The 14,587-nt window shown below is 34.2% G+C and carries 17 protein-coding genes, 1 pseudogene and 1 other annotated feature; of the genes and pseudogenes, 15 read left to right on the top strand and 3 right to left on the bottom strand.

The window, feature by feature from the left end; genetic code table 11:
- The 7 genes from RRV45_RS10115 to RRV45_RS10145 all read left to right on the top strand — a co-directional run bounded on the left by RRV45_RS10115 (position 1) and on the right by RRV45_RS10145 (position 5,448).
- Positions 1-909, top strand: coding sequence for a fumarylacetoacetate hydrolase family protein (locus RRV45_RS10115; RefSeq protein ID WP_315668690.1), 909 nt, complete (start codon positions 1-3; stop codon positions 907-909).
- A gap of 14 nt (positions 910-923) precedes the next feature.
- A complete protein-coding gene (locus RRV45_RS10120; protein WP_315668691.1) occupies positions 924-2,075 on the top strand; it encodes a homogentisate 1,2-dioxygenase in 1,152 nt (383 codons plus the stop codon).
- Positions 2,076-2,409: 334 nt separating this feature from the next.
- Positions 2,410-2,826, top strand: a complete 417-nt coding sequence (arr, locus tag RRV45_RS10125) for an NAD(+)--rifampin ADP-ribosyltransferase (RefSeq protein WP_315668693.1) — start codon at positions 2,410-2,412, stop codon at positions 2,824-2,826.
- 480 nt (positions 2,827-3,306) lie between these two features.
- Complete coding sequence (locus RRV45_RS10130) at positions 3,307-3,630, top strand: HAD hydrolase-like protein (protein ID WP_315668998.1); 324 nt, start codon at positions 3,307-3,309, stop codon at positions 3,628-3,630.
- Complete coding sequence (locus RRV45_RS10135) at positions 3,627-4,244, top strand: NUDIX hydrolase (RefSeq protein WP_315668694.1); 618 nt, start codon at positions 3,627-3,629, stop codon at positions 4,242-4,244. The genes RRV45_RS10130 and RRV45_RS10135 overlap by 4 nt, the downstream gene beginning before the upstream one ends.
- A 148-nt stretch (positions 4,245-4,392) precedes the next feature.
- On the top strand, positions 4,393-4,536 hold the full coding sequence (locus RRV45_RS10140; RefSeq protein ID WP_315669132.1) for a hypothetical protein: 144 nt from the start codon (positions 4,393-4,395) through the stop codon (positions 4,534-4,536).
- A 426-nt stretch (positions 4,537-4,962) separates the two neighbouring features.
- Positions 4,963-5,448, top strand: a complete 486-nt coding sequence (locus RRV45_RS10145; protein ID WP_315668696.1) for a glutathione peroxidase — start codon at positions 4,963-4,965, stop codon at positions 5,446-5,448.
- A gap of 501 nt (positions 5,449-5,949) precedes the next feature.
- Here the strand turns inward: RRV45_RS10145 and RRV45_RS10150 are convergent.
- On the bottom strand, positions 5,950-6,567 hold the full coding sequence (locus RRV45_RS10150; protein ID WP_315668697.1) for a nitroreductase family protein: 618 nt from the start codon (positions 6,565-6,567) through the stop codon (positions 5,950-5,952).
- A 420-nt stretch (positions 6,568-6,987) separates the two neighbouring features.
- Between RRV45_RS10150 and RRV45_RS10155 the strand changes: the two genes are divergently transcribed.
- The 6 genes and pseudogenes from RRV45_RS10155 to RRV45_RS10180 all read left to right on the top strand — a co-directional run bounded on the left by RRV45_RS10155 (position 6,988) and on the right by RRV45_RS10180 (position 9,449).
- Positions 6,988-7,113, top strand: a complete 126-nt coding sequence (locus tag RRV45_RS10155) for a hypothetical protein (RefSeq protein ID WP_315668698.1) — start codon at positions 6,988-6,990, stop codon at positions 7,111-7,113.
- Positions 7,114-7,360: 247 nt separating this feature from the next.
- A complete protein-coding gene (locus RRV45_RS10160) occupies positions 7,361-7,588 on the top strand; it encodes a hypothetical protein (RefSeq protein WP_315668699.1) in 228 nt (75 codons plus the stop codon).
- A gap of 47 nt (positions 7,589-7,635) precedes the next feature.
- Complete coding sequence (locus RRV45_RS10165) at positions 7,636-7,941, top strand: hypothetical protein (RefSeq protein WP_315668700.1); 306 nt, start codon at positions 7,636-7,638, stop codon at positions 7,939-7,941.
- A gap of 161 nt (positions 7,942-8,102) precedes the next feature.
- Positions 8,103-8,393 (top strand): annotated as a pseudogene (locus RRV45_RS10170) (RNA polymerase alpha subunit C-terminal domain-containing protein).
- Positions 8,394-8,534: 141 nt separating this feature from the next.
- Positions 8,535-8,930 (top strand): VOC family protein, encoded by a 396-nt coding sequence (locus tag RRV45_RS10175; RefSeq protein ID WP_315668701.1) that lies wholly within the window; start codon positions 8,535-8,537, stop codon positions 8,928-8,930.
- A 38-nt stretch (positions 8,931-8,968) separates the two neighbouring features.
- Positions 8,969-9,173 (top strand) — a binding site (T-box leader).
- 150 nt (positions 9,174-9,323) lie between these two features.
- Positions 9,324-9,449, top strand: coding sequence for a hypothetical protein (locus RRV45_RS10180; protein ID WP_315668703.1), 126 nt, complete (start codon positions 9,324-9,326; stop codon positions 9,447-9,449).
- A gap of 42 nt (positions 9,450-9,491) precedes the next feature.
- Here the strand turns inward: RRV45_RS10180 and RRV45_RS10185 are convergent, their stop codons facing one another.
- Entirely contained in the window at positions 9,492-10,289 is a 798-nt protein-coding gene (locus RRV45_RS10185) for an HAD family hydrolase (protein ID WP_315668704.1), read from the bottom strand.
- An 848-nt stretch (positions 10,290-11,137) separates the two neighbouring features.
- On the opposite strand from RRV45_RS10185, the gene RRV45_RS10190 reads away from it, so the two are divergent.
- A complete protein-coding gene (locus RRV45_RS10190) occupies positions 11,138-12,493 on the top strand; it encodes a DUF5667 domain-containing protein (RefSeq protein WP_315668706.1) in 1,356 nt (451 codons plus the stop codon).
- A 374-nt stretch (positions 12,494-12,867) separates the two neighbouring features.
- On the opposite strand, the gene RRV45_RS10195 is transcribed toward RRV45_RS10190, so the two are convergent.
- Positions 12,868-13,269, bottom strand: a complete 402-nt coding sequence (locus tag RRV45_RS10195; RefSeq protein ID WP_315668707.1) for a hypothetical protein — start codon at positions 13,267-13,269, stop codon at positions 12,868-12,870.
- Positions 13,270-13,557: 288 nt separating this feature from the next.
- Between RRV45_RS10195 and RRV45_RS10200 the strand changes: the two genes are divergently transcribed.
- Complete coding sequence (locus RRV45_RS10200; protein WP_315668708.1) at positions 13,558-14,187, top strand: hypothetical protein; 630 nt, start codon at positions 13,558-13,560, stop codon at positions 14,185-14,187.
- Positions 14,188-14,587 lie beyond the last annotated feature (400 nt).

Here is a 14,587-nt window from a genome sequence, read left to right on the forward strand (position 1 = left end):
ATGAAATTTGTAACCTTTCAAAAAGAGGACGGTTGTATTAGAGCGGGCTGGATGATTGGGCATAGCCATGTGATGGATATGCATGAAGCTTCAAAAGGAGTACTGCCTAAAGATATGCTTTCTTTTTTGGAAAACCATCCATTCTTCCTAAATTATATTTCTACAATGATAACTACAGATTATGGCGTGTATCCCCTTGAAAAAGTGATACTTAAAGCGCCGCTGCCAAACCCTAAAAGCTTTCGAGATTTTTATGCATTTGAAGAACATGTAAAAACCGCTAGAGAAAATCGCGGTCTAGAAATGATTCCAGAATGGTATGATATTCCCGTCTTTTACTTTTCTAATCATTTAGCCATTAAAGGGCCGAATGAAATGATCACTAGACCAAAACATTGTCATTGGCTTGATTATGAATTGGAAATTGCTTGCGTGATTGGGAAGGAAGGAACGGACATTGAGGCTAAGAATGCGGATGATTATATTTTTGGCTATTGCATTTTAAACGACTGGAGTGCTCGAGATATTCAGAGAAAAGAAATGAAGGTTGGACTAGGTCCTGCGAAAGGAAAGGACTTTGCAACATCGATAGGTCCTTACATTGTTACTAAGGATGAATTAGAAAAGTACCGCGTTGAAAATGGGTATGACTTAACGATGACAGCGATGGTGAATAATGTTCTGCTTTCAGAAGGGAATATGAGTGATATTTATTATTCATTTGCTGAAATGATTGAAAGGGCATCAGACGGAGTAACCCTGTATCCTGGTGACTTAATTGGTTCTGGAACAGTGGGGAGCGGCTGTATATTAGAGCTCGGAACAGATGTCCACCGCTGGCTGGAGCCTGGTGATGAAGTCGAACTAGAAATAACCGCACTCGGTGCTTTAAAAAACATTATCTTATAAAGTGAGGTGGAACAATGTTTTACAGGCAGATGGGGAAAATCCCTCACAAGCGCCACACGATGTTTAAAAAAGAAGACGGCAGTCTATTCAGAGAACAAGTTATGGGAACAAAAGGTTTTTCCGGCACTCAATCAATTCTTTATCATCATTACATGCCGACAGAAGTAGTCCGTTCGGAACTAATCGGCAAATATTTGCCAGAGTATGAGGATCAGGCACCATTAAAGCACCGGCATTTGATGACAGATAAGCTTCAGAAAAAAGGGGATGCACTGCAAGCGAGGGAATATTTATTAGGGAACGATGATTTGCTCATCGGCACGGCAAAAATAAATCAGCCGATGAAAAGCTTCTATCGAAATGGCGATGGAGATGAAATGCTTTTTATTCATTACGGTTCAGGGGTTATTGAGACAATGTTTGGAACGATTACCTATCGTCCAGGAGATTATGTGATGATCCCAATTGGTACCATTTACCGGGTAATTCCGGATGAAAATGAGGAAACAAAGGCACTAATTGTCGAGTCTTTTAGCCAAATTGTTACACCGCGAAGATACCGGAATGAGTTTGGGCAATTATTGGAGCATAGTCCATTTTGTGAGCGTGACATTAGGGGGCCAGAGTTTTTAGCAACTTTTGATGAAAAGGGAGAATTTGAAGTTATTACAAAGACGAGGGGCTACCTTCATTCTCATATATTAAATCATCACCCTTTAGATGTTGTTGGGTGGGACGGCTATCTTTATCCATGGGCATTTAATGTAGAAGATTTCGAGCCGATAACGGGAAGAGTGCATCAGCCGCCACCAGTTCATCAAACCTTTGAAGGACACAATTTTGTTGTTTGTTCCTTCGTGCCAAGATTATTCGACTATCATCCTGAAGCGATTCCCGCACCCTATTATCACAGCAATGTAAATAGCGATGAATTGCTATACTATGTAGAAGGGAATTTCATGAGCAGGAAGGGGATTAATAAGGAATCGATTACTCTTCATCCGAGCGGGATTCCTCATGGTCCCCATCCAGGTACGACAGAAGCAAGTATCGGGAAGAAGGAAACACTGGAATTGGCAGTTATGATTGATACATTTAAGCCTCTCCGAGTGGTAAAACAAGCTTTAGCCATTGAAGATGAGAAGTATATGTATACTTGGGTTTAATTAGGTACAAATATTAAAACCCCACATTCTTTTAAAACAATATTACTTTCACAATCAATTAAAAAATCCCGATTTTCTCTTCAAATTGAGAAAATTATCGGGATTTTTTATTTTTTATTAACTCAAAAGATTACTTGAAAATACAAAACCATATGCCAGTCCATAAAATCCTCAGCAATCAAAATCTTGATTGCCAATTAAAAACGTAAAAATATGTAATATCATTATCTCTACCTATATTATACTATTATTTATCAATTATTTATAGACTACTCTTTCTGTAATTCTATACTATAATGTTATACACAAATCAAAAAATATGAGGTGTATCAGTATGAGTGACAAAAAAGATGTCTTAGATAACGGCCCATTTTTCCATGGCACTAAAGCGGAACTAAAAATTGGAGATTTATTAGAACCACAACACTTATCAAATTATCAAGATAAAAAATCTAACTATATATATTTTACTGCAACATTAGATGCTGCTAAATGGGGTGCTGAATTAGCAACATCTAAATCAAAGGAAAGAATTTATATTGTAGAACCATTAGGTGATTTTGAAAATGATCCGAACTTAACTAACAAAAGATTTTCTGGAAACCCAACACGTTCTTATAGGTCAAAATCTCCTTTGAAAATAATAGCCGAACTAGGTTCATGGGAAAGGCATTCCGATGAAGAAATAAATCATATGCTGTCATCTTTAAAAACGTTACGTGAACAAGGAAAAGCTGTAATAGACGATTAAACCCGTGGTAAAAAGTAAGGTATCTTTTTTATGCTAAATGCAGTAAAAATATGGGGTAAAGAATTAAAATGTGATATATGTTTCGATAATCAATGGTTTAAAAGCACACTTAAAACAGAATTTGATAGTGCAGAAAACGCTTGGTAATATAACGAAGAAGTAAGATATATGTTTGAATGTAAAAAATGCGGTAATTGCAGGATATTTGAAATGGTATCTAACGCAGATGATATTGATGACGTGAATATCACTTTTAACCTTATCTCAGAGATATAGAATTTTATAAAGCTAACAGGGGCGTTAATCCAAGAAGGATTCACGCTCTTTTTTGTTAAGGATATTGAACTATCGAAGCTGAGGGAGTTGAAGAAGGATTTAATGGGTAAATGTGGAATAACTATTAGGAAACTTAATATAAAAAAATTAAGATTATTTATGACTATCATGCAGTTTCAGTGATTAAGCAACTGAAGGGAGCTAATTATGAAAGCTATAGTGTTTGATTTTGATGGGACATTTGCGAATACATTACCAATTTGTTTTTATGCTTTTCAAAATGTATTTAAAGAATATGATAATACGGATCTTAGTTCAAATGAAATTAAAGAAATGTTTGGTCCTTCTGAAGCGATTTATATTGGAGATAGTGATGCTGATATAGTTGCAGGTGCACAAGCTGATGTTTTTACAATTGGTGTCCAGTGGTTACCTGAATACCAAACATCAGCCTTTAGCGAACAACCAGATTTAATATTAAAAAGTGTAATGGAATTTAAAAGTTTATTTAAGGTAGGGAGCATATGAGTAATCAATGGTTGGAGTGGGCTAAAAGAATTCAAGCAATATCTCAGGCAGGATTATCCTTTTCCAAAGATATATATGATATCGAGCGTTATAAGGAATTACGTAAGATTAGTTTAGAAATTATGTCAGAATACACAGAACTTGAAATGAACAAGCTTAGGGATTTATTTGCGAATGAAACGGGTTACCAAACTCCAAAAGTAGATGTTCGTGGTGTTGTTTTTAAAAACAATCAGATTTTAATGGTAAAAGAAAATATTGATGATAAGTGGGCTTTACCAGGTGGGTTTTGTGATATTGGATTATCCCCTTCAGAGAATGTAGTAAAGGAAATTAAAGAGGAATCTGGTTATGACGTAATCCCAATCAAATTAATTGCTTTATTGGATAAAAATAAACACCCACATCCTCCGGAACCATATCACTACTATAAGATATTTATTTTGTGCGAGATTATTGGAGGGGAAGCTACTATCGGTATTGAAACAAATAACATTCAATTTTTTTCGCAACACAATTTACCGCAGCTTTCTACTAACAGAAATACCGAGTCACAAATTAATACTCTCTTTGAATTTTTGCGGACCCCTGAAAAGGAAACATTATTTGATTAAACTATCCATTCTGCATCTTTCACATCTGTTTTACGGCCAGGAACTGCTTTCATATGTTGTGCATTCACACTAAGAAAACTATTTCTTCGGCTTCAAGAATTTTTATGCGAAGATTGTATAAAATTTTACTGCAGAAGATAGGAATGGTATGACAATCATGACATGTACCGTAGAAGTCCATGCAGGCGGATTATCAGGTGCGGTGTTAACACCAATTATTAAATGGGCTGTTCCTAAAGTAGCCTCTCGTTTAACAGAATCTATTGCTCGTAAAATTGCCGTATTCGCATAATATTCAAAGATTGAAAGTCGCTTCATATTTGGAGAAACTTCCTGTGAAGCAAAGATAGTAACTAATGAAAAGATAAAGAGTTTTACTAGCAGTTTTATCATTAGCGTAAGGGGGCTGTCCAGAAATGGAGGGCCTCTCTCTTCATATTAAAATTGTGAAAATTAATCGGTAACTTAAATGCTATCAGACATAATATTTCAAGAGATTTTACAGTTACATAATTATTTTTAAGAAGTCCATTGGATTTCTTAAGGCTTGCTTTGTATATTAGTTACCTTAACGTTGAATGGTGATCAAGTAAGATTTCTGAAATCGGAATATATATTAATATTTAGATGTGATTCTGAAGGAATGCTAAACTCGCTAAAAGATGATGTCTAAAGGATTAGTGCAATTAATGGATATCTTGAAAGGGATGTGAAAAAAATGAGCGTGTATGACTTTACTGTAAAAAAAATCGATGGTCAAACAGAGCCGTTGTCTCGTTACGAAGGAAAAGTCGTTCTTATCGTCAATACGGCGAGCAAGTGTGGCTTCACCCCACAGTATAAGGGGTTACAAACGCTGTATGATAAGTACCGTGATTTAGGATTGGAGATTCTAGGATTTCCTTGTAATCAATTCGGTCAACAAGAACCAGGAACGAACGAGGAAATTCAGCAGTTTTGCGATTTGAATTACAATGTGAACTTTCCAATGTTTGCAAAAGTAGACGTAAATGGTGCGAATGCGGACCCACTTTATCAATACATTAAAAAGGAGGCCAAAGGCGCATTAGGGTCGCAGGCGGTCAAATGGAATTTCACAAAATTTCTAGTGGACCGAAAAGGGAAGGTGGTAAAGCGTTTTGCTCCACAGACAGAACCGGAAAAACTGACAGCCGAAATAGAAGAAGTGCTGAAACGTTGCTGACAAACAATAGAGCTTATTTAACCCCGTCCTAAATTTAGAACGGGGAAATACTAGTTAGAGCTAATAAGATTTAGTACTAATTTGTCTTTTTACAATCTTCACGGTAAAGTAACTGAGAAAATCATGAAAGATGCTACGAATTAGTTGAAGAATATATGAAATAATTTTTCAACACTTATAACAAGACAATTTTCAAGTAGACAATTAAGATTAGAATAATTGTTAATTACTTAAGTTAAATGGAAATTGGTGGTTATTACGTTTTATCAGAATAATAAAAAAGAATGCCCATCAAGAAATAGACATTCCTAGTTTTTTCTAAAAAATTATGCAAAAATATTGCAATTAAATTGACTCTTGGGAAACCCGAAAGCTAAATAAAACAAAAAGAATATTGCAACAATAATTGCAAGTTTGCTTTACTATTCAATACTTGTATTTACAAACATATATTATGGATGAAAACTCAATTAAAACTTATTTTTTAGGATAAATTAGTTATTAATCAACAAAATGAACAAACTCACCAACAGGTTTTCTATACCCTCTTGGTCTTATATTATCTGTTACAGATTTGCCCAATGTAATCATTAATACAGGCTGGTGGTTCTCTGGAATGTTGTAAATTTCTTTAATGATGTGTTCATTTTTCACATGCATTGGGCAAGTATCCCATCCCTTATCTTTGGCAGCTAACATAAATAGCATTGCAGATAAACTAGCATTTCGTAAATTATCTTCTTCTATTAGTGTAGGGTTATTACTATATAATTTATTAATTGTTTCAATCGTATCATTGTATTCTAACTCGTCTATAATTCCAAGCATTTTCATACCTTCATATAATCGAGGGGCTTCCTTGTATCCATCACTATCTCCACAAACGATGATCGTTGCAGAAGCACTAAGGGTTTTATGCTGTTCATATGAGGCTTTCTTGACAAGTGCTTTCTTTTCCTCCGATGTGACAACATAATAATGGGTAGTTTGGATGTTATATGAAGAAGGATGTGTTTTAACGATTTCAAAAATTTCTTGTAATTCAGAAGCTGAGATTTTTACGTCCGATTGAAAATTGATAGCAGAACGTCTGCTTTTTGCTAATTCTATAAATTCCATATATGTATTCTCCTCTTTATGCTCATTCTTTTGATAGATTAAAATTTATTATTATATCCTCATTATACATAATATACAGAGCTTTAAATTAATGAAATGCATAAAATTGTGAACTTTAACCGAGACTTTTGTATGGTTGCCGATACCAAAACTACCCATTTTAGTGATTGGATTATGTTAAACCATGTGAATGGTTATTAGGAAGAAACTGATAGTCAAAGCAACAATCTTACAGAAAACAGCCTTAAAAATACGGGATATTTTATTTACGATAGTAAATGGATATTATTATAAAGGGAAATTATTAGAAAAATGAAACTCATTTAAAGTAAGAACGTATTATATGAAACTCAAAGAATTAATAAGGGAGGTCAAAAATTATTAAAAGATTTTTCGGACTATTGGAATTACACGCTAAAATTGAAGTTTTATGATGATGAAACGATAGAGGTTGTTGAGAAAAAGGGGCAATTATCCATCGAAGATTTAAAAATTACACGAGATTGGGAAGAGAGAACGACTAAAATTGGAAATGATGTTTTTTAGTAAAAAAAGAAGCATTAAACACAGTGCTTCTTTTTGTGTTAAAACTACTTCTAATTGCCAGTTATTTATGGAGTTATTTGTGTAGTCAATATGACTTTTCTTTCCCAAAACGGAACCCTTAAATTGTTATCCAGCGTTTTTTTTTACCATATCCTTTTCTTCAAATTTTACATATATAAAGATTGAAAGCAGTGAGCAAATGGATAAGACCAAGTGATAAAGCATCGAATATGAGAAGCTTTCAGAATTGGGTGGGCGTAATGTAGCTCTTATTGAACAGCCGGCTGCTCAAATTGAGCCAAACAGAACTTCAGATTGCGCTGAACAGGATGGCAGGATGACACAAGCAATACCAGAGATTACTACAGAGACTACAACAGAGAAAGATACTAACCCTTTTTCCGAAGTGATTCAATACTGGAATGACAAAACGAATGCATCCTACAGAGCTGGAATGAGAAAAACGATACTTTAAATATAAATTATGTATTATTAATTTTTTGGAAGGGGAGTGAAATACAAATGAACTTTGATACCCATATTTTTAATTCAATGCCTGACGATGATATATTAAGTGACATTGTAGAATTACATAAAGACATTTTTGGGAATTCTAATGATTTGATTAACAAAATGGGAAGTAAACCGCAATTATTAATTATTACCGCTATGAATGGTGTTGTTCAAACAAAAACAATGAATAAATGGCGTAATATGTTAGTTTTGAATATAAAAAATGGATTTGATGTCATTGATACTTATACAGATGAAAAAGGAATACATAAAATTATTCTTGAAAAAAATTTACTCAACCTTAAAGGTAGCTAGAGTTGAAGTATAAGTAGCTACTAGGCGGTTTATTCTATAATCAGCTATCGGGGCAGGATTGCTGAATGGGGACATACATAGTTTTTGTCGAGATTGTATAACTAATTTGCAATATATACTTTGTTTAAATTCAATACAGAATTTGTCTGGAGGGGATTATTTTGAAAGTAGAAAAAAGTTTAAGGGTTTGTGAATAGGGCCATAAGTATTACAAAAGTAGTGAGTGTCCAAGTTGTCCTACCTGTTATAAAGAGAATAAGCCTAAAAGTGGCTTCCTTTCGAAACTCAGTTCACCTGCAAGAAATGCATTGGTTCACGAAGGGATCGACACTTTGAAGGAACTATCAAAGTACACTGGAAAAGAAATATTGAAATTTCATGGTATTGGGCCATCTTCCTTACCTATTTTGAGAACTTCATTAGAAGAAGAAGGGTTATCATTTAACGAATAATAAACTACAATTTGTGATGTACTTTACTTAATTAACTGGTGCAAAAATTCAACAGTCGCATCTTGTATAAATGCAGCAGAATACGGTTAAAGAAATTAGAATAGTTTCCAGAATATAAATTATCGTTGGAGGATATTTAATATGAAACCGAAAATAAATATTATTACACTTGCTGTTAATGATTTGGAAAAGTCGATAGCGTTTTATAAAGATGGATTAGGTTTACCAACTGGAGGGTTAGTTGAAGGTGCAGATCATATTATATTTGAAATGGAAGGCGATCTATCATTAGTTCTATATCTTCGTTCGGAACTTAGGGAGTTTAATCAATCAAATTCAGTCGAAGAGTCTTCCAAGGTGATTCTGAGCCATGCTGCTGAAAGTAAAGAAGAGGTTGATTCGATTTTAAAAAATGCAACAGAATTTGGTGCAACACTTCTACCTAATCAGCCAAAGGAATATGATTGGGGATATTCAGGATACTTTAAAGATCTTGATGGACATATATGGGAAATCGTCTATTTTAATTTGAGTTAATAGGTTTTTTCTAATGCCATAACAATTTGGATACATTGATTAATTTAAGGTGAGTAGTAATTGCATTTTCGTTGAGAGCGAGCCAGTGTTGGTGGGAGTCTGGTACGAATTTAGTTATGAAGCGCACCTCGGAGAAGGTTAATTGAAATTAGTAGATTAACTCGGTTATAACCGTTATTTTTTCAAGCTGGCTTATTCGTAAGCAAGTAGAGTGGTACCGCGAATTAATACCTCGACTCTATATATGGAGACGGGGTTTTTTATTTTTAAGGATATAAACAGATTGTCATATCATCCATTGAATACGCATTAAAAAAAAGTGTGATTCATCTTTAACTCACGAGGAGATTGAAAAAATTCTCGAGATTCCTCCTCAACAAGAAATGGGGGATTATGCATTTCCCTTGTTTTGTATTAGCTAAACAATTAAAAAAAGCTCCACAGCAAATTGCGAAAGATCTTTCATATATAGTAGAGCATGAATTTATTCAACGAGTTGAAGCCTGCTGGACCTTATGAATTAACGAATAGAGGAGTCCCAAAAAAGTCATAAAAAAAACTCTAAATCGCATAGGATTTAGATGATTTAAGAAGATTACGTTCGATAAACTCAGCTAATCCATCATTTTCGTGGTGTCCAGTAACAAAGTTAGCTGATGATTTAACCTTTTCGCTGGCGTTTCCCATGGCCACACCAGTACCAGCATGACGAAGCATCTCTATATCATTCGGTCCGTCTCCAATGGCTACAACTTCACTTGGACTCATTCGAAATTCGGTAAGTAAGCTTTTAATGGCAAACCATTTGGACACATTTGGAGCAACCAGCTCAAACCCGTCATTCCAATCGATGACTTCTGCTTCCTTTTTAAACAAAGAGGATAATTCAGGACATGGTCCACCTGTTCGAACACTGTATTTAAGAACATCTTGATACTTTGCTTGTCTTAAATCTCCAATATACACCGGTGGAATTTGTCCAACTTTTGCCCAATAATCGATTTCTCTATTTGTTTCCTTATAATAAATCCCATTTGCTGTATGGATAATAACATTACAAGGACGTTCAGCAGTCAGATTGTGAAATCGTTCTTCGTTTAATCGGACGGTTTTCATACGTATAATGCTTCCTGTCTCTGCATCATGAATAGCAGCACCATTCAAACAGATTATCGGCGTTTGTAATCCAATTTCTTTATGGTAGGGAACAGTTATGTCATAGTGCCGACCAGTAGCTAGAAAAACCTTAACTCCCTGATTAACAAGCTTATAAATAGCTTCTTTATTTCGGCTGGAAATGGAGTTTGAGGCTTTTAATAGTGTACCATCCATATCAATAAATATTGCACGCACATTCATTTCTTTTGCCTCCTTATTCGTTGCTAAAGCAATCTTATCATCTGAATATTAAATTTAAGTAAATTCATTGTATAGGTTTAGTGAACTGTGGCGACAATCATTGCCAAAAGATAAACAGTAAGAGTGCTTTTCTTTTGAATTGGAACATTTTGGAGAATAAGAGAAGGTGCTTTCATTTTTTTAAAAAAGAACCTAAATAACAGCTATCTATGAAATGGAGGAAAATTATCGGTAAAAAGGCTTCTTCGTCATATTGAAATATATGTATCAAACTTGATTAATTCAATTATTTTTGGGGGCTGGTTTCTCGAAGAACTGGGATACAGCTCTTTTCAGTCTATCCCTACATAGTTCCTAATTCGTCAGCCATAAAAAGCCAAAATAAGAATGGCTGATTCTCTTCCAAAACATAGATTTTCTTAATAAGCTGCTATGAATTGGGAAAGTATTTTTAGAAAATATAAAAGCTTCTACGTTATTCTGTTAAAGGGCATGATTATAAAATAACTTTAAGATTTAAACAACTCTACTGTAATATTTTTTAGTGCAGGGATATTTGCACCAAGAATTAAACAATTATTTTTACCCCCATGCTAATTAGCATGGGGTATGCTGTTAGAGGTTTTAAAATGGATTAACTTAATTGCAAATTTACGATAATAAAAACAAGAAAACTTCTTAATATATTTGTATTGCTGATTACTTTGTACTTAGGTTTTGTCTTGCTGTAAAATAATTCACATTCCCAATTTCGAAAAATTATATTAACTTTTTTCAGATATACCGACACAAACCTGTCTGCTTTTGTCGAAGGGTATTATGAAAATCAGATCAGGAGGAAACAGACTATGAAAATTAAAAAATCACTAATAAGCGGTGCAGCAGCATCAGCACTTATTCTTTCTTCTTTAGGAACAAGCGCTGCATATGCAAATGAGGATGCAGTTGAACCAACCACACCGGATACGGAAGAAGTAGTAGAAGTTGATGTAAACGATGAAGCGGCAGCGGTAGAAGAAAATTTAGCTGATGAAGAAGCTACTGCAGAAGATGAAGCTTCGGAAGAAGTGACTACGGATGAGGAAGATGCAACAGAGGAAGAGGTAACTGAAGAAAATTCTGCTACTGAAGAAGCAGATGACACAGAAACAACAGAAGAAACGGTTCAAGAGCAAGAAGAGGCACCAGCTTTGGTTCCTGGAGATTTCTTCTACTTTGTGAAAATTATGATGGAAAAAATAAGACTTGCTGTTACATTTGATGATTACAAGGAAGCTCGTCTTTTAGCTGATTTTGCTGCTGAGCGTATTGCTGAAGCAAATGCATTGCTTGCAGAGGGAAAAACTGAAGAGGCAACAGCACTTTTAGAAGAGGCAATAAATATTCAAAAGGAAGCTACTGATAGTTTAGCAAAATCAGAAGAAATTGCTGTTGAAGATACAGTAGCGACAGAGGAAGCTGCTGATGAAACTGAAGTGACTGAAGATCAGGCAGCTGAAGACACTGAAACGACAACAGAAACAACAGAAACAACAGAAACAACAGAAACAGAAACATCGGAAGGCGAAGAAGCTGCAGCAGAAGATGAAGCGATAGAAGATGAAGTAGAAGCGAAACTTGCTCAAAACATTGATGCATTAGCTGCAGCATTATCACATGTTAAAAACCCTACAGCTCAATTAGCATTAATGAAAAATATTCAAAAGTCTTTTGCGAAATTAGACAAGAAGCTTGCAAAGCTTGAAGCAAAAGCAGCAAAATTCGCAGTTGAAACTACTGATGATGATAAAATTGTTGAGGAAGAAGCAGCAGTAGATACTGAAACTGCGGCAACAGAAGAAACCCCAGTAGAAGAAGCAACAAAGGAAACAGTAGTTGAGGAAGTCGTAACTGAAGAAACAGTAGTAGAAGAAGTAACAGAGGAAACAGCGGTAGAAGAAACAGTAACAGACGAACAAGCTGAGACTGAAGTTGCAGAAGAACCTAAAGAAACTACTGTTGTTGCTCCAGGATTAGCTAAGAAAGAAGAAGCAAAGGCTAAGGCTGCAGAAAAGCGTGCTGAAGGTCAGGCAAAAGGTGTTGCTAAAAAGCAAGAAGCTCAAGTAAAGAAAGTTGATAAACAACAAAAAGAAAATGAAAAGAAACAAAACGCCCAAAATAAAGGCGCTGAAAATAAGAAAGACAATGGTAAAGGGAACGAATAATACATTTCTTAAACCTAGTACTCCGAGTACTAGGTTTTTTTGCCTATTAGTTTAGGAAGCAGATCTTGTTCTTAAACCAAAATGTGAATGTCAACAAATAATATCCGGTAACAGCCGTTAATTTACTTTTTTTAATTTAATAGAATGAGTTCAGTACTTTAAAAATGGAACTAACTATAACCTTATTAAATTCCATTGATCTTATTAACATTCTTCTTAATCAATTACATTTGATTACTCTTATTCAAGAAAAGGACGAAATTTCAGAATAAGAATGACGCTTTTTCTTTTTGTATTGGCCTTTTAATTAAATTATGCTCAATGGTTAATTAGCTTTTTACGTACAAATAGAGTATGTGAAGAAGCACTAGCCTTTAGTTCATTAATAAATAGATTATGTCATTTGTTACTATTCCTTCACCTATTGCTTGAATATGTAAATGGTCATGTAGGTATGGCTTATCAATGTTCCAGGTCAAAGAAAAGTTATTATCGGTATCATTTTCCTTAATGTCATAGCCTATTAGTTTTCTTTCTGTCCATGTTTTAGTACCAGTAGGAATTAGCCAATATAAAACGGACTCCGTGTTTGCTGCTTTAACCTTAAATGTTATTTCTTTTGTCCCTTTAGGTACCTGTATCCAATTTCCATCGTTTGGATAGTCTGTACTAATACTTAAAATTCTTGGATTAGGTGATTGCGAAGGAATATCTTGACTAATATTTGGTTGGAATGCTGTTAAGATATTTAAAGCAAAAAATAATTTTAATATCATTGATTTCACCTCAATAGGTAGTATTTACCTAATAAGGCTTGATATGTGTTATTCAAGTAGCGGGTTACTATAATTTAAAATCTTCAGCTGCTTCGGCGGCTTTTTTTCTTCTTCCTCGAACGGCAGTTTAGTGAAAGAAGGATAATAGCTCTTTCTTATTGAAATAAAGGAGTAGTTATGTTTATCAGCCTATTCTAAGTTTAATGGTAATGTTGAATAATATTCATAAAATATACACTATTATTATTATGAGCGACAAATAACAGAAGGAGGTTGAAAGGAGGTTAAATGAAAAAAACATTTATTGTATTGTTAATAGGTTTAGGTTTATTGCTAATTTCAGCATGCTCTAATAAAGATTTAGAATCTTTTAATGAAGAAAAAGTACGATTAACTAATGAGATTTTAGAATTAAAGAAACATATATCTGAAAAAGATGAAGCGATAAACCATCTAAAAAAGGTTAATTCAGATGAAACTACTAAATTAGGAGAACTAAGAGAAAGTCTGGATATGGTTAGATTTTCATCCTACGCCAGATTAGATGATAATAAAGACACCTTTGATAATTTGAAAAATATTTATAACATAAAATCCGATTATGTTATTAAAGATGATTGGTATGTGATCAATGAGGACTATTTTCAAATTGAATTATTAGAATATGAAAATGCTAAGAAAGTAGAATTTTATAGCTTGAGATTGGAGTCAGAAGAAGGCCCAATATTAGTGTTTAGTGATACAAACCCTACAGATGGATGGAAATATACAAATGATAATATTGGAGAGATCATAAATAAGCATAAGCCACATTCTAATGGGGCTTCATATAAGCCTTATTTTCTAATTTATACTGAAGTGACACTTAAGGATGGAAATGGCATAAGAACATCAAAACTACCGATATATAATAGGTAAATTGCTTGGTATTATCCTAATAAATAATATATTTTAAAAGTCAAGATATTTGGACCTATTTAACAAGGGAACGATTGTTACAGGTTTTTTTCCAGAAAATAAGATTATTTATTAAAGATCCACAACAGTTAGTACCTGATTCCATTGAGAATAGCTTTGCCATTAGTTAAAGCGTGGAACCTGCAAGCAGGAATGCGGGTATTGGAAGTCGGACCTGGCACTGGACAGATTGCTGTTAGCCAGGCAAAAAATTGTGGCGTTTCCGTTGTAACTATAGAACCTTAGGAAGACCTAAACATTAATATCGACTGAGAAGAACAAAATTTTATGCAACGATCACATTTTTAGATTTTTATCAATGTGTCCATTTTGTAGAAACCAGTTGGTTGTATTTAAAAAG

The organism is Bacillus sp. DTU_2020_1000418_1_SI_GHA_SEK_038 (genome assembly GCF_032341175.1).
In the GTDB taxonomy this organism is placed as follows: domain Bacteria; phylum Bacillota; class Bacilli; order Bacillales; family Cytobacillaceae; genus Cytobacillus.

Excerpts from the sequence above, each read along its gene's own strand:
- RRV45_RS10200 (WP_315668708.1), top strand. The coding sequence starts at position 13,558 with ATGAAAAAAACATTTATTGTATTGTTAATAGGTTTAGGTTTATTGCTA.
- RRV45_RS10140 (WP_315669132.1), top strand. The coding sequence starts at position 4,393 with ATGACAATCATGACATGTACCGTAGAAGTCCATGCAGGCGGATTATCA.
- RRV45_RS10150 (WP_315668697.1), bottom strand. The coding sequence starts at position 6,567 with ATGGAATTTATAGAATTAGCAAAAAGCAGACGTTCTGCTATCAATTTT.
- RRV45_RS10175 (WP_315668701.1), top strand. The coding sequence starts at position 8,535 with ATGAAACCGAAAATAAATATTATTACACTTGCTGTTAATGATTTGGAA.
- arr (WP_315668693.1), top strand. The coding sequence starts at position 2,410 with ATGAGTGACAAAAAAGATGTCTTAGATAACGGCCCATTTTTCCATGGC.
- RRV45_RS10185 (WP_315668704.1), bottom strand. The coding sequence starts at position 10,289 with ATGAATGTGCGTGCAATATTTATTGATATGGATGGTACACTATTAAAA.
- RRV45_RS10190 (WP_315668706.1), top strand. The coding sequence starts at position 11,138 with ATGAAAATTAAAAAATCACTAATAAGCGGTGCAGCAGCATCAGCACTT.
- RRV45_RS10195 (WP_315668707.1), bottom strand. The coding sequence starts at position 13,269 with ATGATATTAAAATTATTTTTTGCTTTAAATATCTTAACAGCATTCCAA.
- RRV45_RS10120 (WP_315668691.1), top strand. The coding sequence starts at position 924 with ATGTTTTACAGGCAGATGGGGAAAATCCCTCACAAGCGCCACACGATG.
- RRV45_RS10165 (WP_315668700.1), top strand. The coding sequence starts at position 7,636 with ATGAACTTTGATACCCATATTTTTAATTCAATGCCTGACGATGATATA.
- RRV45_RS10115 (WP_315668690.1), top strand. The coding sequence starts at position 1 with ATGAAATTTGTAACCTTTCAAAAAGAGGACGGTTGTATTAGAGCGGGC.
- RRV45_RS10135 (WP_315668694.1), top strand. The coding sequence starts at position 3,627 with ATGAGTAATCAATGGTTGGAGTGGGCTAAAAGAATTCAAGCAATATCT.
- RRV45_RS10145 (WP_315668696.1), top strand. The coding sequence starts at position 4,963 with ATGAGCGTGTATGACTTTACTGTAAAAAAAATCGATGGTCAAACAGAG.
- RRV45_RS10180 (WP_315668703.1), top strand. The coding sequence starts at position 9,324 with ATGCATTTCCCTTGTTTTGTATTAGCTAAACAATTAAAAAAAGCTCCA.